The sequence below is a fragment of the Lysobacter sp. 5GHs7-4 genome, assembly GCF_021284765.1.
GTDB lineage: Bacteria > Pseudomonadota > Gammaproteobacteria > Xanthomonadales > Xanthomonadaceae > Lysobacter.
Genome location: NZ_CP089924.1, coordinates 3,482,479 through 3,504,668 on the forward strand (window position 1 = coordinate 3,482,479; position 22,190 = coordinate 3,504,668).

21 protein-coding genes and 1 tRNA gene are annotated in these 22,190 nt (G+C 68.4%); 7 read left to right on the forward strand and 15 right to left on the reverse strand.

Annotation, left to right across the window (positions count from 1 at the left end):
• Positions 1–35 precede the first annotated feature (35 nt).
• From LVB77_RS15775 to dxs, 5 genes are all read left to right on the forward strand, one after another.
• Positions 36–512, forward strand: coding sequence for an LEA type 2 family protein (locus LVB77_RS15775; protein WP_232910322.1), 477 nt, complete (start codon positions 36–38; stop codon positions 510–512).
• 92 nt (positions 513–604) lie between these two features.
• Positions 605–2,395: an acyl-CoA dehydrogenase C-terminal domain-containing protein gene (locus LVB77_RS15780; RefSeq protein ID WP_232907036.1), complete on the forward strand. Its 1,791-nt coding sequence runs from the start codon at positions 605–607 to the stop codon at positions 2,393–2,395.
• 205 nt (positions 2,396–2,600) lie between these two features.
• Entirely contained in the window at positions 2,601–3,215 is a 615-nt protein-coding gene (locus tag LVB77_RS15785) for an HNH endonuclease (RefSeq protein ID WP_232910324.1), read from the forward strand.
• Positions 3,216–3,475: 260 nt separating this feature from the next.
• Positions 3,476–4,645, forward strand: coding sequence for a hypothetical protein (locus tag LVB77_RS15790; RefSeq protein WP_232907037.1), 1,170 nt, complete (start codon positions 3,476–3,478; stop codon positions 4,643–4,645).
• 117 nt (positions 4,646–4,762) lie between these two features.
• Complete coding sequence (dxs, locus tag LVB77_RS15795; RefSeq protein WP_232907038.1) at positions 4,763–6,670, forward strand: 1-deoxy-D-xylulose-5-phosphate synthase; 1,908 nt, start codon at positions 4,763–4,765, stop codon at positions 6,668–6,670.
• A 100-nt stretch (positions 6,671–6,770) separates the two neighbouring features.
• Here the strand turns inward: dxs and LVB77_RS15800 are convergent, their stop codons facing one another.
• The 4 genes from LVB77_RS15800 to LVB77_RS15815 form a co-directional block, all read right to left on the reverse strand.
• Complete coding sequence (locus LVB77_RS15800; RefSeq protein WP_232907039.1) at positions 6,771–7,034, reverse strand: hypothetical protein; 264 nt, start codon at positions 7,032–7,034, stop codon at positions 6,771–6,773.
• A gap of 89 nt (positions 7,035–7,123) precedes the next feature.
• On the reverse strand, positions 7,124–7,453 hold the full coding sequence (locus tag LVB77_RS15805) for a DUF3325 domain-containing protein (RefSeq protein ID WP_232907040.1): 330 nt from the start codon (positions 7,451–7,453) through the stop codon (positions 7,124–7,126).
• An 11-nt stretch (positions 7,454–7,464) separates the two neighbouring features.
• Positions 7,465–9,024: a PepSY-associated TM helix domain-containing protein gene (locus tag LVB77_RS15810; protein ID WP_232907041.1), complete on the reverse strand. Its 1,560-nt coding sequence runs from the start codon at positions 9,022–9,024 to the stop codon at positions 7,465–7,467.
• A 10-nt stretch (positions 9,025–9,034) separates the two neighbouring features.
• The gene (locus LVB77_RS15815) at positions 9,035–9,370 is read right to left on the reverse strand and encodes a DUF3649 domain-containing protein (RefSeq protein WP_232907042.1); all 336 of its coding nucleotides are present in this window, start codon (positions 9,368–9,370) and stop codon (positions 9,035–9,037) included.
• Positions 9,371–9,598: 228 nt separating this feature from the next.
• Between LVB77_RS15815 and LVB77_RS15820 the strand changes: the two genes are divergently transcribed.
• Positions 9,599–10,609 (forward strand): TraB/GumN family protein, encoded by a 1,011-nt coding sequence (locus LVB77_RS15820; RefSeq protein ID WP_232907043.1) that lies wholly within the window; start codon positions 9,599–9,601, stop codon positions 10,607–10,609.
• A gap of 71 nt (positions 10,610–10,680) precedes the next feature.
• The gene (locus LVB77_RS15825) at positions 10,681–11,601 is read left to right on the forward strand and encodes an acyltransferase (protein WP_232907044.1); all 921 of its coding nucleotides are present in this window, start codon (positions 10,681–10,683) and stop codon (positions 11,599–11,601) included.
• Positions 11,602–11,678: 77 nt separating this feature from the next.
• On the opposite strand, the gene LVB77_RS15830 is transcribed toward LVB77_RS15825, so the two are convergent.
• The 11 genes from LVB77_RS15830 to thrS form a co-directional block, all read right to left on the reverse strand.
• Positions 11,679–11,755: transfer RNA gene (locus LVB77_RS15830), tRNA-Pro, on the reverse strand.
• A gap of 56 nt (positions 11,756–11,811) precedes the next feature.
• The gene (locus LVB77_RS15835; protein WP_055902735.1) at positions 11,812–12,168 is read right to left on the reverse strand and encodes a MerR family transcriptional regulator; all 357 of its coding nucleotides are present in this window, start codon (positions 12,166–12,168) and stop codon (positions 11,812–11,814) included.
• Entirely contained in the window at positions 12,149–12,448 is a 300-nt protein-coding gene (gene ihfA, locus LVB77_RS15840; protein WP_055902738.1) for an integration host factor subunit alpha, read from the reverse strand. Before ihfA ends, LVB77_RS15835 begins: the two co-directional genes overlap by 20 nt.
• A 33-nt stretch (positions 12,449–12,481) precedes the next feature.
• Positions 12,482–14,887 (reverse strand): phenylalanine--tRNA ligase subunit beta, encoded by a 2,406-nt coding sequence (pheT, locus tag LVB77_RS15845; protein ID WP_232907045.1) that lies wholly within the window; start codon positions 14,885–14,887, stop codon positions 12,482–12,484.
• Between the two features lie 233 nt (positions 14,888–15,120).
• Positions 15,121–16,146 (reverse strand): phenylalanine--tRNA ligase subunit alpha, encoded by a 1,026-nt coding sequence (gene pheS / locus LVB77_RS15850; RefSeq protein WP_232907046.1) that lies wholly within the window; start codon positions 16,144–16,146, stop codon positions 15,121–15,123.
• A 170-nt stretch (positions 16,147–16,316) separates the two neighbouring features.
• Positions 16,317–16,676 (reverse strand): 50S ribosomal protein L20, encoded by a 360-nt coding sequence (gene rplT / locus LVB77_RS15855; protein WP_232907047.1) that lies wholly within the window; start codon positions 16,674–16,676, stop codon positions 16,317–16,319.
• A 13-nt stretch (positions 16,677–16,689) separates the two neighbouring features.
• Positions 16,690–16,887, reverse strand: a complete 198-nt coding sequence (rpmI, locus tag LVB77_RS15860; protein ID WP_055902747.1) for a 50S ribosomal protein L35 — start codon at positions 16,885–16,887, stop codon at positions 16,690–16,692.
• Positions 16,888–17,156: 269 nt separating this feature from the next.
• On the reverse strand, positions 17,157–18,371 hold the full coding sequence (locus LVB77_RS15865; protein ID WP_232907048.1) for an XVIPCD domain-containing protein: 1,215 nt from the start codon (positions 18,369–18,371) through the stop codon (positions 17,157–17,159).
• Between the two features lie 89 nt (positions 18,372–18,460).
• Positions 18,461–19,135 carry an ankyrin repeat domain-containing protein gene (locus LVB77_RS15870; protein ID WP_232907049.1) on the reverse strand — a complete coding sequence of 225 codons (675 nt, stop codon included), beginning with the start codon at positions 19,133–19,135 and terminating at the stop codon, positions 18,461–18,463.
• A 383-nt stretch (positions 19,136–19,518) separates the two neighbouring features.
• Positions 19,519–20,052, reverse strand: coding sequence for a translation initiation factor IF-3 (gene infC / locus LVB77_RS15875; protein WP_232907050.1), 534 nt, complete (start codon positions 20,050–20,052; stop codon positions 19,519–19,521).
• 78 nt (positions 20,053–20,130) lie between these two features.
• Entirely contained in the window at positions 20,131–22,032 is a 1,902-nt protein-coding gene (gene thrS, locus LVB77_RS15880; protein WP_232907051.1) for a threonine--tRNA ligase, read from the reverse strand.
• Positions 22,033–22,190 lie beyond the last annotated feature (158 nt).

Sequence of the window (22,190 nt, forward strand, 5' to 3'; positions counted from 1 at the left end):
ATTACGGCATACGGCGGAGCGGCAGCATGAAGGCGATGCGTTGGACTCGTGGACTGGCCCTGGCGGCCTGCGTGCTGTTGCTGGCCGCGTGCATCGGCGGCCCGGTGCGGCGCGTGTCCGAGCCGGCCGCGCGCATCCAGCAGCTCACCGTGCGCGCCGACGGCAGCTGGTCGGCCGAGCTGCGCATCGAGAACTTCAGCAGCATCCCGATGGTGTTCGACCGCTACGACCTGGCCCTGAGCCTGGGTAGCGACGAAGCCGGCCGCCTGCAAGGCACGCCGGCGCTGTCGATCGGCCCGGAGTCCGCCGACGTGATCGTGGTCGAACTGCGCCCCAGCGGCGCGGCCAAGCTGGCCGTGGCCGACGCGCTGGCCGGCGGCCGCAGCCTGACGTACACGCTCAAGGGCAGCCTCGACGCGACGCCGGACGAAGCCAAGAAGTCGCGCAACTTCGCCATCGACCGCAGCAGCGCGCTCAGCCCCGCGCCCGGCCTGCCCGGCGTGCTGCGGTAACGCCGCGATTCGGGATTCGCATCCCGCTGCGTCTTGATCGATAGCCGTCTCTTCTCCGCCCCTTCCCCATTCCCATTCGAATACCGCCGCCCATGAGCACCTATAAAGCCCCCCTCGCCGACATGCGTTTCGCCCTGTACGACGTGCTCGGCGCCGAAGCCGCGTTCCAACGCATGGGCTTCGCCGACGCCACGCGCGATGTGCTGGACGCGGTACTAGACGAAGGCGCGCGCTTCACCGAAACCGTGCTGGCCCCGCTCAACCGCGCCGGCGACGAAATCGGCTGCAGCTACGACAAGGCCAGCGGCGCGGTGACCACGCCGCCCGGCTTCAAGCAGGCCTACGCGCAGTACGTCGACGGCGGCTGGGCCGGCCTGGTCTCGCCCAGCGAGTTCGGCGGCCAGGGCCTGCCGCACGCGGCCGGCGTGCCGCTGAAGGAAATGATCGACGCGGCCAACCTGGCCTGGGGCAACTTCCCGCTGCTCTCGCACGGCGCCACCGAAGCGCTGATCCACCACGGCGAAGCCTGGCAGCAGGAGGTGTTCCTCAAGCCGCTGGTCGAAGGCCGCTGGACCGGCACCATGTGCCTCACCGAACCGCATTGCGGCACCGACCTGGGCCTGCTCAAGACTCGCGCCGAACCGCAGGACGACGGCAGCTATTCGATCACCGGCACCAAGATCTTCATCACCGCCGGCGAGCACGACTTCACCGACAACATCGTCCACCTGGTGCTGGCGCGCCTGCCGGACGCCCCCGCGGGCAGCAAGGGCATCTCGCTGTTCGTGGTGCCCAAGGTGCGCGTCGCGCGCGACGGCAGCACCGGCGGCGCCAACGCGGTGCGCTGCGGCGCGCTGGAACACAAGATGGGCATCCACGGCTCGGCCACCTGCGTGATGAATTTCGACGGTGCGCAGGGCTATCTGGTCGGCCAGCCGCACAAGGGCCTGATGGGCATGTTCACCATGATGAACACCGCCCGCCTCGCGGTCGGCCTGCAAGGCCTGGGCCTGTCGGACCGCGCTTATCAGAACGCGCTGAACTACGCGCGCGAGCGCCTGCAGATGCGCTCCCTGTCGGGCGCGAAGTTCCCCGACAAGCCGGCCGACCCGATCATCGTCCACCCCGACGTGCGGCGCATGCTGCTGACCTGCAAGGCGCTGATCGAAGGCAGCCGCGTGATGGGCTACCACGGCGCCCTGCTGGTCGACATCGCCCACCACGCCGACGATGCCGCCGAGCGCGAGCGCGCCGACGCCTGGGTCGGCTTCATGACGCCGATCGTCAAGGCCTGCCTCACCGAGTGGGGCGTGGAATGCACCTACCACGCGCTGCAGTGCTACGGCGGCCACGGCTACATCGCCGAGCACGGCATGGAACAGCTCGCGCGCGACGCCCGCATCACCACCTTGTACGAAGGCACCACCGGCATCCAGGCGCTGGACCTGCTGGGCCGCAAGATCATGCAGCAGCAAGGCGCCGGCCTGCGCGTGATGCTGGAGGAGATCGAAACCTTCTGCGCCGCCAACGAAGCCAACGCCGCGGTCGCCGAGTTCATCGCGCCGCTGCGCGAGCAGGCCACGCAATGGCAGCAGCTGACCATGCAGATCGGCCAGCGCGCGGTCGCCGACGCCGACGAAGTGGGCGCAGCCGCCTACGACTACCTGATGTACTCGGGCTATGTCGCGCTGGCCTACTGGTGGGCGCGCAGCGTCGCCGCCAGCGAAGCCTCGTCGCAGTCGGAGCGCTTCAAGGCCGGCAAGCGCGAAACCGCGCGCTTCTATTTCGCGCGCCTGCTGCCGCGCACCCGCGCCCACGCGCAGGCCATCGCCGCACCGCTGTCCAGCCTGACCGCGCTCGACGCCGAAGCCTTCGACGCCTGATCGCATCGCGACACCCGCGCGGCCACGGACGGCCGCGCACTGGGACGCACCCGCGCCCCGCATCGCATCGGCTACCCAAATCGTCATCAAACGGGTATAAGCTGATATCCCGATGGAGACCGATAGAGCGAACCTACGCTTGGTCCGAACCGGAACCCACGCAGAGCGACTGCTGCGTGAGCCGGAAATCCTCGGTGTCTCCGGCCTGGACCTGGCCCAGCGCTACGCGCACCCCCGCCCTCCCAGCGACCGCCTCAACGCCGTGCGACTGCTGTCGCTGGATGCGCACGGTCGTGTGCTGGACTGGATGAACTGGCAGGAAGCGACCTGTCTGTACGTGCGCGGCGCGGTGGCCTGGACCCTGGGCGATCCCTGCCTGCGCGTGCACGGCGGCACCAGCCGCCTCAGCGGCGAACAAAGCCTGATCGAACTGCATCCGATCGTCGCCGCGCGCGGCCATGCGCGCAGCCACGCGCTCGATCCCACGCCGGCCCTGACCAACGCCGCGCTGTTCGCGCGCGACGACTATCTGTGCCTGTACTGCGGCCGCGACTTCAACCGTCCGCACCTGACCCGCGATCACGTGGTCCCGGTGTCCAAGGGCGGCCGCGACATCTGGGAAAACGTGGTCGCCGCCTGCTTCCACTGCAACTCGCGCAAGGGTAACCGCACCCCGCAGCAGGCCGGCATGCCGCTGCTGGCCGTGCCGTACCGCCCGAGCTGGGTCGAGCACTTGATCCTGTCCAACCGCAACATCCTCGCCGACCAGATGGCGTTCCTGCGCAACCAGCTGCCCAAGAACTCGCGCCTGCCCGGCTGAGCCGCGGCCACGCGCGGGCGCGCGCCGTGACGCCCGCGCCATGCACCGCCGCATCCGCAGGGTTCGCCTTAGCCGATCCGGCCGCGCCGGAAGCCGCGTTTGGCGCCGACTTTGCGCGGCAAGCCGTGACGCCGGTCGCGATCTGCCGGCTAGCTGAGTGGGCACCTGCCGAAGAACGCTGGTTTGCGACGCGTTGCGCGCGTTGACGACATCATTGCGGTCCGCAACACTCGTCCACCTCAGTAACGACGGACGAAAAAATGGCTCTGACCCTCGGTCTGACCGGCATGGACCCGGCGACGGAGACCGCGCTGCAGGCGGCCTTCAAGGATGCCAACGCCCGCCTCGGCGGCCGCTGGCAGCTGCTGCCCGAGAGCCAGGCCGACTACGTCGTCGTGGACATGGACAGCATGTACGGCCCGATGAGCTGGCTGCGTCTGCATGCCGCGGGCAAAAGCGTGATCGCGCTGACCGGCGCGCCGCGCACGCAGGCCGACTATCGTCTCGGCCAGCCGTTCGACACCCAGGCTATCGGCGATTTGTTACGCGAGATCGCGACCCAGGCCGGCCAGCCGCTGGAGGCCGCATCCGCCGCACCGGCGATCGCCAGCGCGCCCGCCGCGCCGAGCCCAGCGCCGGCCGCGCCCAAGCCGGCACCGGCGCCCGCGCCGGTCGAAGCCACCCTGGATCGCGCAGTCGAGATTCCGCTGGGCGTCGCGCCTGCGGCGCCCGCGCCCGCGCCCGTGCGTGCACCGGCACCGGCCCCTGCGCCTGCACCGGTGGCCGCGGCCGCACCTGCCGCACCCGCACCTGCCCCGCCCGCTCCCGCTCCCGCACCGGCACCTGCGCCTGCGACACCCGCGCCGGCCGTCGCCAGCGGCGAGTCGCTGCTGGTCTGGCTGACGTCCGGCCGCCTGCGCGGCCGCGTGCGCCTGCGCGGCGACGAACCGCTGCTGATCGACGCCGAGCAGCGCCAGTACCACGGCCCCTCGGCGCTGAAGCCGCTGTCGGCCTATTTCGAGAAGAACGCGACCGCCGCCGACTTCATCGCCGTCGACGACAAGACCTGGACCATGACCGTCGCGCCGCTGGGCGAGGCCATGCCGCTCGCGCGCCTGGTCTGGTTCGGCAGCCTGCTCGCCGGCCACGGCGCGCTGGCGCCCGGCTACGACCCGCAGCGCCGCTACCAGATGGTCAAGTGGCCGCAGACCGAGCGCGAGTTCCCCAAGCACTTCCGCATCGCCACGGTGATGATGAAGGGCCCGGCGACGCTGGCCGAGATCACCGAGGCCAGCGGCGTGCCCGCGGCCGACGTCGCCGACTTCGTCAACGCCAACCTCGCCACCGGCTTCGCCGAGCCCGAAGCCGAGCCCGATCCGGCCGAACCGGCCAAGGCCGGCGGCCTGTTCGGACGCCTGCGCGGACGCTGATCGCCAGCCCTCCAGGCGCGGCCGCAGCGGCCGCGCCTGAATCCGCATGCCGCCGCTTCTTGCCCACCTCACACAGGGGCGGGACAATGACCGACTGAACGCCAGAATCCGTCGGTAATGATCGATCCGCAGCGCTACCCACGCCTTTCCCGTATCCACGTGCCCGCCGACCTGCGCCAGTTCGGCGAAGACGAACTGCCGGCGATCGCCGAGGAATTGCGCGCCTACCTGATCGAACAGGTCGCCCTGGTCGGCGGCCACTTCGGTGCGGGCCTGGGCGTGATCGAACTGACCGTGGCCCTGCACTGGCTGTTCGAGACGCCGAACGACCGCCTGGTCTGGGACGTCGGCCACCAGTGCTATCCGCACAAGATCCTCACCGGCCGCCGCGACGAGATCCACACCGTCAAGCAGAAGGACGGCGTCGCGCCGTTCCCCAAGCGCGAGGAATCCGAATACGACACCTTCGGCGTCGGCCACAGCTCGACCTCGATCTCGGCCGCGCTGGGCATGGCCATCGCGCTGCAGCGCGCCGGCGACGAGCGCAAGGTGGTGGCGGTGATCGGCGACGGCGCGATGACCGCCGGCATGGCCTTCGAGGCGCTGGCCCACGCCGGCGGCATGACCGATCCCGAGCCGAACCTGCTGGTGATCCTCAACGACAACCAGATGTCGATCTCGGAGAACGTCGGCGGCGTCACCCGCATGCTCGGTCGCCTCACCGGCAGCCGCACCCTCAACGCGCTGCGCGAAGGCGGCAAGAAGCTGCTCGGCGACAAGCGCAAGCCGGCGGCCAAGTTCGTGCGCCGCTGGGAAGAACACTGGAAGGGCATGTTCGTGCCCTCGACCTTCTTCGAGGAAGTCGGCTTCCACTACACCGGCCCGATCGACGGGCACGATCTGCCGGCCCTGCTCGGCGCGATGAAGACGCTCAAGACCCTCAAGGGTCCGCAGCTGCTGCACATCATCACCACCAAGGGCAAAGGCTACGAACTGGCCGAGGGCGACCAGATCGGCTACCACGCCGTCGGCCCCTTCGATCCGGAGAAGGGACTGGTCAGCAAGCCCGGCGCCAAGAAGCCGACCTACACCGACGTGTTCGGCGAATGGCTGTGCGACATGGCCGCCGACGACGACAAGCTGCTGGGCATCACGCCGGCGATGCGCGAAGGCTCCGGCCTGGTGCGTTTCAGCAAGGAATACCCCACGCGCTACTTCGACGTCGCCATCGCCGAACAGCACGCGGTCACCCTGGCCGCGGGCATGGCCTGCGAAGGCGCCAAGCCGGTGGTGGCGATCTATTCGACCTTCCTGCAGCGCGGCTACGACCAACTGGTGCACGACGTCGCCATCCAGAACCTGGACGTGCTGTTCGCGATCGACCGCGGCGGCGTGGTCGGCCCCGACGGCGCCACCCATGCCGGCAATCTCGATCTGTCCTACCTGCGCTGCGTGCCCAACATGGTGGTGATGGCGCCGGCCGACGAGGACGAGTGCCGCAAGATGCTCAGCACCGGTCACCGCTACGAAGGCCCGGCCGCGGTGCGCTACCCGCGCGGCACCGGCCCCGGCGTGCCGGTGCAGCCCACCCTGGACACCCTGGCGATCGGCAAGGCCGAGCTGCGCCGCCACGGCAGCCGCATCGCCCTGCTCGCGTTCGGCGCGATCGTGCCGGCGGCCGAACAGGTCGCGGCCGAGTTCGGCCTGAGCCTGGTCAACATGCGCTTCGTCAAACCGCTGGACCGCGCGCTGATCCTGGAACTGGCCAAGAGCCACCGCGGCTTCGTGACGCTGGAAGACAACGTGGTCGCCGGCGGCGCCGGCAGCGGCGTGGCCGAGTTGCTCGCGGCCGAAGGCATCGTCCTGCCCGTCCTGCACCTGGGCCTGCCCGACGAGTTCCAGCACCACGCCAGCCGCGAACAGCTGCTGTCCGAAGCCGGCCTCGACGCCGCCGGCATCCGCCGCGCCGTGCTCGCGCGCTGGCCGGAGCTGCAGGACGCGCCACCGCGCAGCGCGGCGCTCTGAGCACAGGCGCGTCTGGCGACGCGCCGTAGGATGCGCTGGACGCAGCGCAGCGCACGCTGAAGCGATGCATGCGCAAGGGTTGCATGACCTGCAACCGGATCTAGGCCAGACCCAAGCCTCGCTCCACCAGGCGTATCGCTTCGGCGACGGTATCGGCCGTGCGGCGGATGGTGTCCTCATCCGTCTCGAACAGAAATGGGCAACTCCCTGCGCCCGACTCCAATTGCACCTCGTAAGGGGTGGACGCGTGACGGAAGAACCAAAGGCCATCGTCGTCACCGGGATGCCGAACCTTCAGCTGCTCGGCTATCAAATCCGGATGAGCCGCCTTCAATGTCTGGATGATCAGATCGATATCGCGCATCTTCGCTTCCTGGAAGTCGGCGCCTCAGCCTAGCGCCGAAGAGCCGTAGGATGCGGTGAGCGCAGCGAACCGCATCGCCCACGCCTCACTCAGCCCAGCAGCACCGCCGACGCCACGCCGCTGAGCAACACGATCACGGCCAGCTTGGCGCTGACCTTGGGCCACAGCGTCAGGCACAACGACCAGGCCAGCGCCGACAGCATCAGCACCACCGCCCAGAAGACGGGCCCGAACTCCCAGCCCTTCCACGCCGCAAAACCGGCGAACGCCGCCACGTGCAGCGCCCAGCCCAAGCCGCGCCACAGACGTGCGCGACGCAGGTCGTAGCGACCGGCAAACGCCTGCGCGTAATGCTTCTCCATGCCCAGGCTGAGCAGGCACCAGGCCAGCAACGACACCGAAAATCCCAACCACAACATGCGCGCCCTCCTCAGCGCTCGGCCAGCGCGGCATCGCGCTCGCCGCCGCGCGCACGCGTGCGTTCGGCGACGGGACGACGCGTCGCGGCGCGCGAGCGCAGCGCCAGGACGGCGAACGCCAGCGCCAGGCCCAGCGCGGTCAGATCCACCGCCGCCAGCGCCCAATCGCCGCGCGCGAGGCTGGCGAACAGATGCCCCTTGGGCGCGGTCGCCAGATTGACCAGCGGAATCGCCGTCAGCGCGATCGCATTCAAGGCGAAGTAACGCCGCCACCCCGCCTTGCGCACCGACGGCAGGCAGGCGTACAGCGCAGCCAGGATCCACACCGCGCAAAACGCGCCGATCTCCCAGCTCGCGCGCGCGGCCGCGTCGGCCGGCACCAGCCGATTGGCGATCAGCAACGCCGCGCAGCCCAGCGGCATGCCGCCGACCACGCCCAGGTTCAGGCTCTGCACCAGGCCATAGCCCGACAGCGCGCCGGCCTCGGCGACCTTCTTGGCGCGCTTGTTGACCCACACCTGCATGCCGCTGGCCAGCATCACGCAGCCGCCCAGGCCCATGAAGAAATACAGCCAGCGCAAGGCGCTGCCGCCCCACTGCGCCATGTGCAGACCGCCGAGGAAGGTGTAGACCTTGTAGCCGGTGGCCGAGGGCTTGGAGCTGTGCAGGAACCGGCCGTCGTTGGCGTCGTAGACGACCTGATCGAAGTTCCAGGCCACATGGCGGCTGTGATCGCCGCCGAAGGCGATGGTCGCGCTGCTGTCGTCGGGGTGATGCACGTTGACCCAGGTCGGCGCCATGCCCAGGCGGCGGGTGGCATCGGCGATCAGCGTGTCGACCGGATACAGCCTGGCCAGCGGCTTGCCGGTCTCGGGACGCTCGTAGCTGTCGCCGGCCTCGGCGAAGAACTTCTCCGCGTCGCTGTTATAGGCGACCTGCACCCCGGCGAACATGTAGGAAGCGACGAAGATCGCCACGCCGGTGTAGGCGATCATCAGATGGAACGGCAACCCGAGTACGCCGGTGAGGTTGTGCCCGTCCAGCCAGGCGCGTTGGCCGCCGGCCTGGGGTCGGAAGGTGAAGAAGTCCTTGAAGATGCGCTTGTGGATCACGATGCCGGTGACGATCGCGACCAGCATGAACATGCCCGCGATCCCGACCAGGTACATGCCGATCGTGCCCGCATGCAGGTTGTAGTGCAGGGTGAAGAAGAAATCGCCGCCGGCGGTCGCGGGCAGCGGCGCGCCCGTGGCTGGGTTAAGCGAGCGTTCTTCGAAACTGCCGTCGTCGTAATAGACGTAGGCCGTGGTCGCATGGTCGCGTTCGGTGGGCGCCAGCACGTAAAACGCATGCGCATGCGGTTTTGCGTCGCGCTGCGCGGCCGCCACCGCGGGCGCGAAGCTCAGCGGCGCGCTCGGCGCATCGTGCAGCGCCGGCCGCATCCAGTCGCCGATTTCCTTGTCGAAGCAGGCCAGCGTGCCGCCGACGAAAATCACGAACAGCAGCCAGCCGATGATCAGCCCGGCCCAGGTGTGCAGCCATGCCATCGCTTGCGAGAAGCTGTTCTTCATGCGCGCTTGCTCATGGCCGGGCGGCGAATTCGGGGAACATCAAGGTCACGCCGTACAACGCCAGCGCCAGCAGCAGCGGCGCGAACACCGCGCGCAGCGCGCTCTTGGCCGCGAACGCGTACATCGCCGCCGCGCACCACACCGCGAAGCACAACAAGCTGGCGGTGACCACGCGGTCGCTGCGCGAAAACGGCAGCACCAGGGTCAGGAACGCGGTCGACCCGTAGGCGAGCAGATAGCCGACCACCACCGCCGCCAGCGCGCGCACGGCGACGTCGATGCGATAGCGCAAGGGCACGGTCTTGGGTTTGCGCGCGGCGGGGGCGTGGGCGTGGGCGGTATTCATGCGGCGACCGGCTGGAAGTACGGCGCGGCGCGCGGCCATGGCCGACGCCGCGTGGGCGAATCTGGATCGCCAGTCTAATTGCTAATGGTTCTCATTAGCAAACTGAGCCGTCACCTCCGCCTGAACGGATTCCCCACCGGCGCGCGCGCGTCGCTCGAAACGCACTGCGTCGTCGCCCGCGAATCTGGCAGGCTCCGCACTTCTGCCCCCGCCAAGGACACGCAACGGATGCGCCCTGCCCTGCACACCTGCCTCGCGCTCTGCCTGCTCGCGCTCGTCGCACCCGCATTCGCACAAACGCCGCCGATCGCGCCCGCGCAGGAAACCATCCGCGACATCGACACCGTCGTCGTCTCCGGCGTGCAACCCGGCCCGGGGATGTGGAAGGTCAGCCGCGGCGAACACGTGCTGTGGATCCTGGGCACCCTCAGCCCGGTGCCGAAGAACATGCAGTGGCTGTCGCGCGACGTCGAGGCGACGATCGCGCAGGCGCAGGAAGTGCTGCAACCGCCGTCGGTGTCGATCGGCACCGAACTGGGCATGTTCCGCAGCATGCTGCTGATCCCCTCGGCGCTGAAGGCGCGCCGCAACCCCGACGACAAGACCTTGCGCGAGGTGGTGCCGGCCGAACTCTACGCGCGCTGGCTGCCGCTCAAGGCGCGCTACATCGGCAGCGACCGCGGCGTCGAGAAATGGCGGCCGGTGTTCGCCGCGCAGGAACTCTACGAAGCGGCGATGCGCCGTTCCGACCTCTCGCTCAAGGGCATCGTCTGGCCGGTGGTCGAGCGCAGCGCCAAGCAGCACGACGTCAAGATCACCGAGTCCACGATCGAGATGAAGATCAAGGACCCCAAGGCGGTGCTCAAGGATTTCGCCAACACCACCCTCAGCGACACCGACTGCTTCGCCAAGACCCTGAGCCGCATCGAGGGCGACATCGAGACCATGCGCGCGCGCGCCAACGCCTGGGCCATCGGCGACATCGAGACGCTGCGCGCCCTGCCGCAGGGCGATCAGTACGAGGTCTGCCTGCGCGCGGTGACCGCCTCCGGCGTGGCCCAGCGCCTGGGCTTCGGCGACCTGCGCGAGCGCGTGATCCAGACCTGGCTGGGCAACGCCGACAAGGCCCTGACCCAAAACAGGGTCAGCTTCGCCAGCCTGCCGATCGCCGAACTGCTCAAGCCCGACGGTTATCTGGCGCGCCTGCAGGCGCGCGGCTATGTCATAGAAGAGCCGTAAATTTTCCGTCTTGAAGGGGCGGCGTCGGCCTGACAAGAATGGCCGCAGGGAAGCGTGTGCGAGTCCGCTGGATGCATCATCACAACAACTTCGACGGCTTGCGCCTGCTGGGCGCGGCGACCGTACTGATCAGTCACCAGTTCGCGGTGCTCGGGCTCGGGGAACCTCATCTGGCCGGCATCACCTTGGGGCGTTGGGGTGTGATGTTGTTCTTCGCGATCAGCGGCTATCTGATCGCACGCAGTTGGGAACGTGATTCGCACCTGCTGCGTTTTGCGCTGCGGCGCTTCCTGCGCGTGGCGCCAGCGCTGGTGGTGTTGCAACTGCTGACCGTCGCGGCCCTGTACTGGCTGGGCATAGCGAGTTTTGAAGACAACCCGCTGCCGGCGGTGAACGGTTCCTTGTGGACGATCGCGCTGGAGATCGACTGCTATCTGCTGTTCGCGCTCCTGGCGATGACGACCCGCAGAACCGGCCTGCTGATGATCGGCCTGCTGCTGATCGCCTGGGCCACCGGCACGTTCGCGAAGCTGCCCTGGATCGACGGCCAGTTGGCTACCTTCGGCATCGCCTTCGGTTTCGGCGTGTTGCTGCACGAACGTCCCCGCCTTCTGCGGCCGGTGCCGACGCTGCTCATGCTCGCCCTGGGCGCGCTGGTCTGGCGCCTGAGCCAGCCTTCGTTCGGCATCGCCCTGATCGCGGCCGTGCTCAGCGTCCAGATCGGCGTGCGCGCCTGGCCGGTGTGGCAACATGCCGGCCGCCACGGCGACCTGTCCTACGGCCTGTACCTGTACGCGTTCCCGGTCCAGCAACTGCTGGTACTCGCGCTAGGTGCGCAGCGCCCGTACCTGACGATGCTGGCGCTGACTGTGACGGCGACCCTGCCGCTGGCCTGGCTGTCCTGGCATTGCGTCGAACGACCCGCCTTGCGGCTGAAACCCGCATCGGCGCCGCGACCGGCCGCGCAAGCCGAAGCGGCCGCCCGCGCCTGACACCGCCGCCACGCCGCGCATCGCGACCCCAAAACGCAAAACGCCCGGCACGGGCCGGGCGTTGCGATGACATCGGATGGTCGGGACGGCCGGATTTGAACCGACGACCCTCTGCCCCCCAGGCAGATGCGCTACCAGGCTGCGCTACGCCCCGAACGTGTTGCGATGTCCCCGCTCTCGCGAGCGGGTGGCAAGTATAGCCGTAAAGACTCAGCGCCGCAGCAGCTGCAGCACTTCTTCCAGTTCCATCCGCACCTGGCGGATGATCTGCGAGCTCAGCGCCGACTCGTCCTTGGCGGCCTCGCCTTCCAGACGCAGGCGCGCGCCGCCGATGGTGTAGCCCTGTTCGTACAGCAGGCCGCGGATCTGGCGCACCATCAGCACTTCGTGGCGCTGGTAGTAACGACGGTTGCCGCGGCGCTTGACCGGGTTGAGGGTGGGGAATTCGGTTTCCCAGTAACGCAGCACGTGCGGCTTGACGTCGCACAGCTCGCTGACCTCACCGATGGTGAAGTAGCGCTTCGCCGGGATCGGCGGAAGTTCGCGATTACTGCCCGGATCCAGCATAGGCCTCCACCCGCTCCTTGAGTTTCTGTCCCGGACGGAAGGTCACCACCGTCCGCGCCGAAATCGGAATTTCCTCGCCGGTCTTCGGATTGCGTCCCGGCCGCTGGTTCTTGCGGCGCAGATCGAAATTGCCGAAACCCGACAGCTTGACCTGCCGGCCGTGCTCCAACGCCTCGCGCAACGCATCGAAGAACGCGTCGACGAATTCCTTGGCTTCGCGCTTGTTGAGTCCGACTTCGTCGAACAGACGCTCCGCCATTTCCGCCTTGGTCAATGCCACATCGTTTCCCCTGTTCTCAGCCGCGATGCGCGTTCAGGCGCGGATCTTGGCGCCGTGGTCGCGCTCGATCGCCGCCATCACCGCCGTCACCACTTCTTCCACATCGCGGTCGGTCAGGGTGCGTGATTCATCCTGCAGAATCAAGCCCATAGCGAGACTCTTGAATCCGGTTTCCACCCCCTTGCCCTGGTAGCGGTCGAACAACACCAGATCGCGCAGGGACGGGCCCGCGGCCGCCTGAACGGAGGCCGAAATCGCCGTCCAGGCCGTCTCCTGCGCGACGACGAACGCGAGGTCGCGGCGGACGGACGGATACCGGGACAGGGTGCCGGCGCGCGGCACGGCGCGCTGCGACAGCGGTGCCAGATCCAGCTCGAACGCGACCACCTCCACGTCCAGGTCCAGCGCGCGCTGCAGGCGCGGGTGCAACTGGCCGATCCAGCCCAGGCGCCGGGCCTGCCCGTCCTGATCGACGCGATAGACGTCGGCCGAGCGGCCCGGATGGGCCCAGGCCGGCTGCGAGGGGCGGTACTCCAGGCGCGCGCCGGCCAGCGCGGCCAGGCTGTCCAGGTCGCCCTTGAGGTCGTGGAAGCCGACCGCGCGGCCCTTGCCGTTCCATTGCTCGCCGCCGACCTCGCCGCAGGCGGCCGCGGCGATGCGCTGGGTCTCCAGCGGCGCCTCGCCGGCGCGCGCGGCGAACGCATTGCCGAGTTCGAACAGGCGCAGGCGCGACTGCTGGCGCGCGGCATTGCGGCCCAGCGCGGCGACCAGGCCCGGCAACAGGCTGGTGCGCATCACGCCGAGTTCGGCGCTGAGCGGATTGGCCAGCGCCACGCCGCCCTCGTGCAGTTGCCAGGTCGCCAGCAGGTCGGCGTCGACGAAGGCGTAGTTGACGGTTTCCAGGTAGTCGCGCGCGGCCAGCTGGCGCCGCATCACGCCCGCCTCGACGCGGGTTTCGCTGGGCGCGACCAGACGCGTGGCGCCGCCCGGCAGCGTGGTCGGGATGGCGTCGTAGCCGTGGATGCGCGCGATCTCCTCGATCAGGTCTTCCTCGATCGCGATGTCGAAGCGGCGGCTGGGCGCGGTCACGCGCCAACCGTCCGCCGCGTTCTCGACGGTCAGGCCCAGCGCGACGAGGATGCGTTCGACTTCGGCGTCGGCGATGCGCAGGCCCAGCACGCGCGCCAGGCGCTCGCGGCGCAGGCTCACCGGCTGCGGCTGCGACAGGTGCTGCGGCAGCACCGCTTCGGTCACCGGGCCGGGCGCGCCGCCGGCGATCTCGACGATCAGGCGGGTCGCCACTTCCACCGCCTGGCGCGGCAGCTGCGGGTCCACGCCGCGCTCGAAACGGTGGCCGGCGTCGGTGTGCAGGCCGAGCTTGCGGCCGCGGCCGATGATGGCCGACGGAATCCAGTGCGCGGCCTCGAGGAAGACGTTGCGGGTGGCGTCGGTGACGCGCGTGTCGTGGCCGCCCATGATGCCGCCCAGGGCCACGGCGCGCGCGCCGCGGCCGCCCTGGCTGTCGGACACCACCAGGAAATCCGGATCCAGCGCGACGGTGCGGCCGTCGAGCAGCTTGGTCTGTTCGCCGGCGCGCGCCGGACGCACCACGATCGGCGCGGTCAGAGTGTCGCGGTCGAAGGCGTGCATGGGCTGGCCGAGTTCCAGCATCACGTACTGGGTCACGTCGACCAGGAAGCTGATCGGGCGCACGCCGCTGCGGCGCAGGCGCTCGACCATCCACACCGGCGTGACCGTGGCGGCGTTGACGCCTTCGATCACGCGGCCGACGAAGCGCGGCACCTTGGCCTCGGCGTCCAGCTCGACGGTCAGTTCGCTGTCGATCAGCGCCGGCATCGGCGTGGCGTCGAACGCCACCACCTGCGAACCACAGGCGGCGGCGACGTCGTAGGCGATGCCGCGCACGCTGAAACAGTCGGCGCGATTGGGCGTGAGCTTGATCTCGATGCTGGCGTCGGGCAGCCCCAGGTACTGCGCCAGCGGCGCGCCGGCCGGCGCATCGTCCGGCAGTTCGAGCAGGCCGGAGGCGTCCGGGTCCACGCCCAGTTCCTTGGCCGAGCACAGCATGCCGAACGACTCCACGCCGCGCAGCTTGGCGGCCTTGATCGCGATGCCGCCGGGCAGGTTCGCGCCGACGGTCGCCAGCGGCGCCTTGAGGCCGGCGCGCGCATTGGGCGCGCCGCACACGATCTGCACGGTGGCGCCGTCGCCGATCTCGACCTGGCACACCTGCAGGCGGTCGGCCTCGGGATGCTTCTGCGCGCTGAGGATATGGCCCACGACCACGCCGTCCAGGCCATCGCCCAGCGCCGTCACTTCCTCGACTTCCAGGCCGATCGCGGTCAGCGTCGCGGCCAGCTGCTCGCGGCTCGCGTCGGTGGGCACGTGCTGGCGCAGCCAGTTTTCGGAGAATTTCATAAGAGGCTCGGGAGGCTGGGGGCGAGAATCTAGGGTTTGAGAGGCTGGATTTCAGTATTCGGTACTGGGAAATGGCAGCGGTGCGGCTTCGGCCTTTGCTCGTCATCCCCGCGAAAGCGGGGATCCAGAGACTTCAGCGTCATGCCCGGATCGACCCCTGGACCCCCGCCTACGCGGGGATGAGGGACCGACACGACACCGTCGCCGCGGCGCTTACCGTCTGCCGCATCCGCTCAAGCGAACTGCTTGAGAAAACGCACGTCGTTGTCGAAGAAGCTGCGCAGATCGTCGACGCCGTAACGCAGCATCGCGAAGCGCTCCACGCCCAGGCCGAAGGCGTAGCCGGTGTACTTCTCAGGATCGATGCCCACGTTGCGCAACACGCTGGGATGGACCATGCCGCAGCCCAGCACCTCCAGCCAGCGCGTCGAACCGTCCGGCTGCTGCCAGGCGATGTCGACTTCGGCCGAGGGCTCGGTGAAGGGGAAATAGCTGGGGCGGAAGCGCATCTCGAAATCACGCTCGAAGAACGCGCGCACGAACTCGCTCAGCGTGCCCTTGAGATCGGCGAAACTGGCGTGCTCGTCCACCAGCAGGCCCTCGCACTGGTGGAACATCGGCGTGTGGGTCTGGTCGCTGTCGCTGCGGTAGACCTTTCCCAGCGCGATCATGCGCAGCGGCGGCTGGTGCTGCAGCATGTAGCGCACCTGCACGCCCGAGGTGTGGGTGCGCAGCAAACGCGCGACGCCGGCGCTGTCGGGCCCGCTGTTATCAGGCGGGAAATAGAAGGTGTCGTGCATCGCCCGCGCCGGATGGTGCGGCGGGAAATTCAGCGCCTCGAAGTTGTGCCAGTCGTCCTCGATCTCGGGACCGTCGCTGAGCGCGAAGCCCAGACGCCCGAAGATGTCGGCGATGCGCTCCATGGTGCGGCTGACCGGATGCAGGCCGCCGACGCCGGCGTCCAGGCCGGGCAGGGTCACGTCGATCGATTCCGAAGCCAGGCGCGCGTCCAGCGCGGCATCGTCCAGCGCCAGCTTGCGCTCGTTGAGCGCGGCGGTCAGCAGGTCGCGCGCGCGGTTGATCGCCTCGCCCGCGGTCTTGCGCTGTTCCGGCGGCAACGCGCCCAGTTGCTTGAGCTGCGCGGTGACGCTGCCCGACTTGCCCAGCAGCGCGATGCGCAGGGCCTCGACCGCGTCGGAACTGCTCGCCTCGGCGATCTGCGCCAGCGAATGCTGGCTGAGTTGTTCGATGTCACCCATGGGGATCTGCTTCCTGTACGCCTTTCGTAGGAACGCCCGTCAACGAGCGGATTACCGAGGCCCAAAAACGGCAATGGGGAAGGACTTGCGCCCTTCCCCATGCCTTAACCACGTTGTCCTCGCACCGAACCAGTGCGGGGCACGTGGCTCGGGACGGGGATGGAAACAGGTTACGCCGCGAGCGCGCTCTTCGCCTTTTCGGCCAGCGCCGCAAAACCCGTCGCATCGTGCACGGCGATATCCGCCAGCACCTTGCGGTCCAGGGTGATGCCGGACTTGAGCAGGCCGTTCATGAAACGGCTGTAGCTCATGCCGTTGATGCGGGCCGCCGCATTGATGCGGGTGATCCACAGCGAACGGAAATTGCGCTTCTTCTGCTTACGACCGATGTAGGCGTACTGCAGGGCCTTCGTGACCGCCTGCTTGGCGACGCGGAAGACTTTGCGGCGGGCGTGATAGTAGCCCTTGGCCTGCTTCAGGATTTTCTTGTGACGGCGGCGCGCCGTAACACCACGCTTGACTCGTGCCATTGTTCAGTCCTCCTCAGAGATACGGCAGCATGCGGACCAGACGGCCTGCGTCCTCGGGACGAACATGGTTCGTCTGCCGCAGGTTGCGCTTCCGCTTGGTGGCCTTCTTGGTGAGGATGTGGCTCTTGTTGGCGTGGCCGCACTTGAACTTGCCGGAAGCGGTCTTCCGGAAGCGCTTGGCTGCCGCCCGATTGGTCTTGATCTTGGGCATTGCGATGTCCTTTCGGAGTTATGTCACTGGCCTGGGCGGTGGCTGAGCCACTCTTTCCGTCCTGCCCTTGCCGGCTTGTAAGTCATTGATCCAAAACGAGATCAGTAACAGGTCCTGAGTGTTGCGCACAACAAACCCGGCGAACCGGGCCGCGCATTATGCCCGTACCCGGCCCGGGTTGCAAACCCGGCCGGGTCGAATTTCCATGCAAATCATGGATTTGCCGGGCCGGTGCCCGGCGCGGATCGGCGCCCTGCGGCGGCGGCGCCTCAGCGGCCGCGGGTGGCGCTGGGCGGTTCCTGGCCCTGCCCCGGCTGGGCCTGGGCGGCATTGCGCTGGGCCAGTTGCAACGACTGTTCGCTGCTGTGCGCCAGCGGCTGCTCGCGCGCGACCGCGACGTCGACATGGGCGACGCGCTGCGACTCCGGGCGCTGGCCTTCGACCGCGAACGCGCGCCGGCCGTCCTCGCCGAACACCACCTGGTCGATGCGCTGCAGGCCGCCGCGCTGGGCTTCCAGCGCCAGCGCGCCCGCCAGCTGCTCGGTCTGCCCGCCGTTGAGGCCGCGCGCGACCGCGCTGCCCTGCACACCGTCGTAGGACTGCCGGTACAGCGGGTTGGCCGGATGCGCGGGGTCGTTCATGCGCGCGGCCGTGTGTTCGGCGCGGTTTTCGAAGTCCTTGCCGAACTTCTTTTCCTGCGCCTCGATCACCGCGTCGATGTAGTGCATCTCGACGCCGTGCTTGATCGATTTCACCGGGTTCAGGCGCTGCCAGAAGCTCTGCGGATCCGGATCGGGCAGCTCGATCTTGTGGCCCAGCGCGTCCGGCATCAGGTGGCGGATGATCGGCTTGTTTTCCTGCAGCTCGGTCAGGATTTCGTTGTCCACCGCGTAGCGGCGGATCAGGCCCTGGCCGGCTTCGCGCTTAACCGCGTCGGGGTCCAGGCCGATGCGCTCCAGCGTCTTGTCGTGCACGCCGGACGCGTTGAAGGTGATCGCCGGGGTGTCGGTGGACACCGCCGCCGCCGCGGCCAGGCCGCCGCCCAGCGAGTGGCCGGTGATCACCATGTCCTGACCGAAGGCGACCTTGGCCTGGCGCGCCAGCGCCATCGCCTGGTTGTACTGCGAGGTCTCGAAGCCCAGGCCCTGGCCGAAGTTGGTCAGCCAGTCCTTGGCCTCGTCGGTGCCGCTATAGGCCAGCACGTGACGGCCCTGGCCGTCGCCGTAGATCACCGCCAGGAAACCGCTGCTCTGGTTCTTGAGCAGGGTCGGGTCGATGCCGGCCTGGCGCAGCTCGTCCTCGCCCATCGGCTTCCACGCGCCGACGCCTTCCTGGCGGCCGTTGCGGTCGTAGTCGTAGACGTCGCGCATCAGCTTGGCCAACGTCATGTCCACCGGCTGCGCGTTCTGCCCGCGCACTTCGTCGGCGAACGAGGGCCGCGGGCCCTGATCGCGCAGGCGGTCCGGATCGATCTGTGCATTCATCCTTGACGCTCCCCTTGCCACTTACCGGCGTGTTGCCGCTATGGACGGGCCGGCCGCGCACGGCCGGTTCCCGGTGGTGTGCTATGCGCTCAGCGCGGCCCTTCCAGCGCGACGCCGTGGCCGGTCAGCCAGGCCTCGACCGCTTCGCGCTGCTTGCGCGTTTCCGCGTTCAACAACGACGCGCGGGTCATGAACAGGTAGCGCTGGAACGTCACGCCCTGGGCATTGCGCGCGGTCGGGTTCGAGCCGGCCTGCAGCAGGTCCAGCGCACGCGCCGGCTCGTTGATCTGGCCGGCGATGTGCAGCGGCGTATTGCCCAGGCGGTCGGCGAGGTTGGGATCGGCGCCCGCCGCCAGCAGGGCGCGGAACTGCGCCTCGCGCTCGCCCATCAGCGCCGCGCGCAGCGGGCCGGCGCCGGATTCGGGATTGCGCACGTTGGGATCGACCCCGCGCGCCAGCAGTTCGGTCAGATAGGACGCGTCGTTGGCGGCCGCGGCCATGTGCAGCACGGTGTCGCCGTCCACGCCCGGTTGCTTGGGATCGGCGCCGGCGTCGAGCAGCGCCTTCAGGCTGTCCAGGCGCTGGTTGAGCAGCGCCCACTGCAGCAGGGTCACCTGCTTGTCGCCGCGCGCCGAAAGATCGACGCCCGCGGCCAGCGTGCGGATGGCGGCGACGTCGCCGTCGGCGACCGCCTCGGCCAGCGCCGCGACCTTCGGGTCCGGAAAGATGTCCTGCGCGCTAGGGCGCGCTTGGGTTGCGAGCATTGCGTTCGTCTCCATGGCGCAAGTCGTACAGGCCGCGCTTGCGGCGATTGACAGCAAGATGGCGGTCGCCATCCTTCGGGCCTTCGCGCGATCCAGTCGCATCAGCACCTCACGGCGCGCCCCTCGCGCACCTACCCCACCGCATGGTGCCGTGTAGGCATGACCGGAACAAGTCGTCGCCCGGCCCCGATCCGTGAACGACATCACGGTTCATCTTCGCCGCTGCGCCGGCCCGGGCCCGCTACGCCGGCCTCCGAAGGCCACGATACACCCGCCCCGCGGCCCTGCGCCGGCCCGCCAGCCGCCCCCCGGCTGCCGCCCCGGCCAACAAAAACCCCCGCGCAAGGCGGGGGTTTTCGGACCGGCCCGGTACTGCAGGGCGATCAGGTCTTCTTCTTCGGCGCGATCATCATGACCATCTGCCGCCCTTCCAGGCGCGGACGCGACTCGATCACGATCTCGTCGCCCAGGTCGGCCTCGATCCGGGCCGCCATCTCGCGCCCCAGCTCCTGATGGCTCATTTCGCGGCCACGGAAGCGGATGTTGACCTTGACCTTGTCGCCTTCTTCCAGGAACCGGCGCATGTTGCGCAGCTTGATCTGGTAGTCGCCTTCGTCGGTCACCGGACGGAACTTGAGTTCCTTGATCTCGACCTGCTTCTGCTTCTTCTTGGCCTCGTTGGCCTTCTTCTGCTGCTCGAAGCGGAACTTGCCGAAATCCATGATCTTGCAGACCGGCGGATCGGCGTTGGGCTGGATTTCGACCAGATCCAGGCCTTCCTCTTCGGCCTGGCGCAACGCCTCGTCGCGCGTGAGCACGCCGATCATTTCGCCATCGCTGCCGATCACGCGCACGCGCGGTACGCGGATTTCCTGGTTCTTACGGTTCGGCTTCTCGGGGGTACTGATTGTTGCCATCTCCAATATAGACACGGCGTTCCGTGTCGGGCCGTCCCGGACTGTCCGGGACGGAGTCTGAAACTGCGTGCTGCGCGCTTATGCGACGCTCTCGTCCTGCAAACGCGAGGCGAACTCGGCGACGGTCATCGTCCCCAGGTCCTCCCCTCCCCGAGTGCGTACCGCAATCATGCCATTTTCCTTCTCGCGGTCGCCGGCCACGAGCAGGTACGGCACGCGCTGCAGCGTGTGCTCGCGAATCTTATAGCCGATCTTTTCGTTCCGCAAATCGGACTGGACCCGGAACCCTTGATTTGCAAGGAGTTTCCGGACCTCATCCACATAATCGGCCTGGGCGTCGGTGATGTTCATGACCGTGGCCTGGATCGGGGCCAGCCAGGCCGGGAATTGGCCGGCGTGGTGCTCGATCAGAATGCCGATGAAACGCTCCATCGAGCCGACGATGGCCCGGTGCAGCATCACCGGGGTCCGGCGCTGGCTGTGCTCGTCCACGTACTCGGCGCCCAGGCGGCCGGGCATCATGAAATCGACCTGCATCGTGCCCAGCTGCCAGGTCCGGCCGATCGCGTCCTTGAGGTGGTACTCGATCTTGGGGCCGTAGAACGCGCCCTCGCCGGGCAGCTCCTGCCATTCCACCCCGCAGGCGCCCAGGGCGCTGCGCAGGGCGGCCTCGGCCTTGTCCCAGGTGGCGTCGTCGCCCAGGCGCGAGTCCGGACGCAGCGCGATCTTGATCTGGATGTCCTCGAAGCCGAAGTCGCCGTAGACCGCCAGCGCCTGCTGGTGGAAGGCCGTCACTTCGGCCTCGATCTGGTCCTCCAGGCAGAAGATATGGCCGTCGTCCTGGGTGAAGCCGCGCACGCGCAGGATGCCGTGCAGCGCACCGGAGGGCTCGTTGCGGTGGCAGGAACCGAACTCGCCGTAGCGGATCGGCAGGTCGCGGTAGCTGTGCAGGCCCTGGTTGAACACCTGCACGTGACCCGGGCAGTTCATCGGCTTGACCGCGTAGGTGCGCTTCTCCGACTCGGTGAAGAACATGTTCTCTTTGTAGTTGTCCCAGTGGCCGGATTTCTGCCACAGCGACACGTCCAGGATCTGCGGGCAACGCACCTCGCCGTAGCCGCTTTCGCGGTAGACGCGGCGCATGTACTGCTCCACCACCTGCCAGATCGACCAGCCCTTGGGGTGCCAGAACACCAGGCCCGGCGCCTCTTCCTGCAGGTGGAACAGGTCCTGCTGCTTGCCGATGCGGCGGTGGTCGCGCTTTTCGGCTTCCTCGATGCGCTGGATGTAGGCCGACAGCTGCTTCTTGTCCGCCCAGGCGGTGCCGTAGACGCGCTGCAGCTGCTCGTTCTTGGAATCGCCGCGCCAGTAGGCGCCGGAAATGCGGGTCAGCTTGAAGGCCTTGAGGAAGCGCGTGTTGGGCACGTGCGGGCCGCGGCACATGTCCACGTATTCCTCGTGGTAGTACAGGCCCATGGACTTCTCCTCGGGCATGTCCTCGACCAGGCGCAGCTTGTAGTCCTCGCCACGCGAGGCGAACACTTCGATCACCTCATCGCGCGGCGTGACCTTCTTGATCACGTCGTAGTCCTTGTCGATCAGCTCGACCATGCGCGCTTCGATCGCGGCCAGGTCCTCGGGCGTGAACGGGCGCTCGTACCAGATGTCGTAGTAGAAGCCTTCTTCGATCACCGGGCCGATCACCATCTTCGCGCTCGGATACAGCTGCTTGACCGCGTGCCCGACCAGGTGCGCGCAGGAGTGGCGGATGATCTCGACGCCTTCCGGATCCTTGGGGGTGATGATGCGCAGCTTGGCGTCGTGGTCGATGCGGTCGCTGGCGTCGACCAGCTTGCCGTCGACTTCGCCGGCGACGGTGGCCTTGGCCAGGCCGGCGCCGATCGAGGCGGCGACCTCCATGACGGATACGGGCTGTTCGAATTCGCGGCGGCTGCCGTCGGGGAGCGTAATGGCGATCATGGCGTTCGGGATCTGGATTCGATTAGGGAAGGTCGCCGCCCGTTAAGGCCGAACCGTCGCCTGCCGGCGGAGACGCGACCTGAGTCGCGGGCGCCCGACGTGCGGGGACGGAGCTGCGTTACGGGAGTGGGACGGAATGGAGCAAACGGGGACCGGAC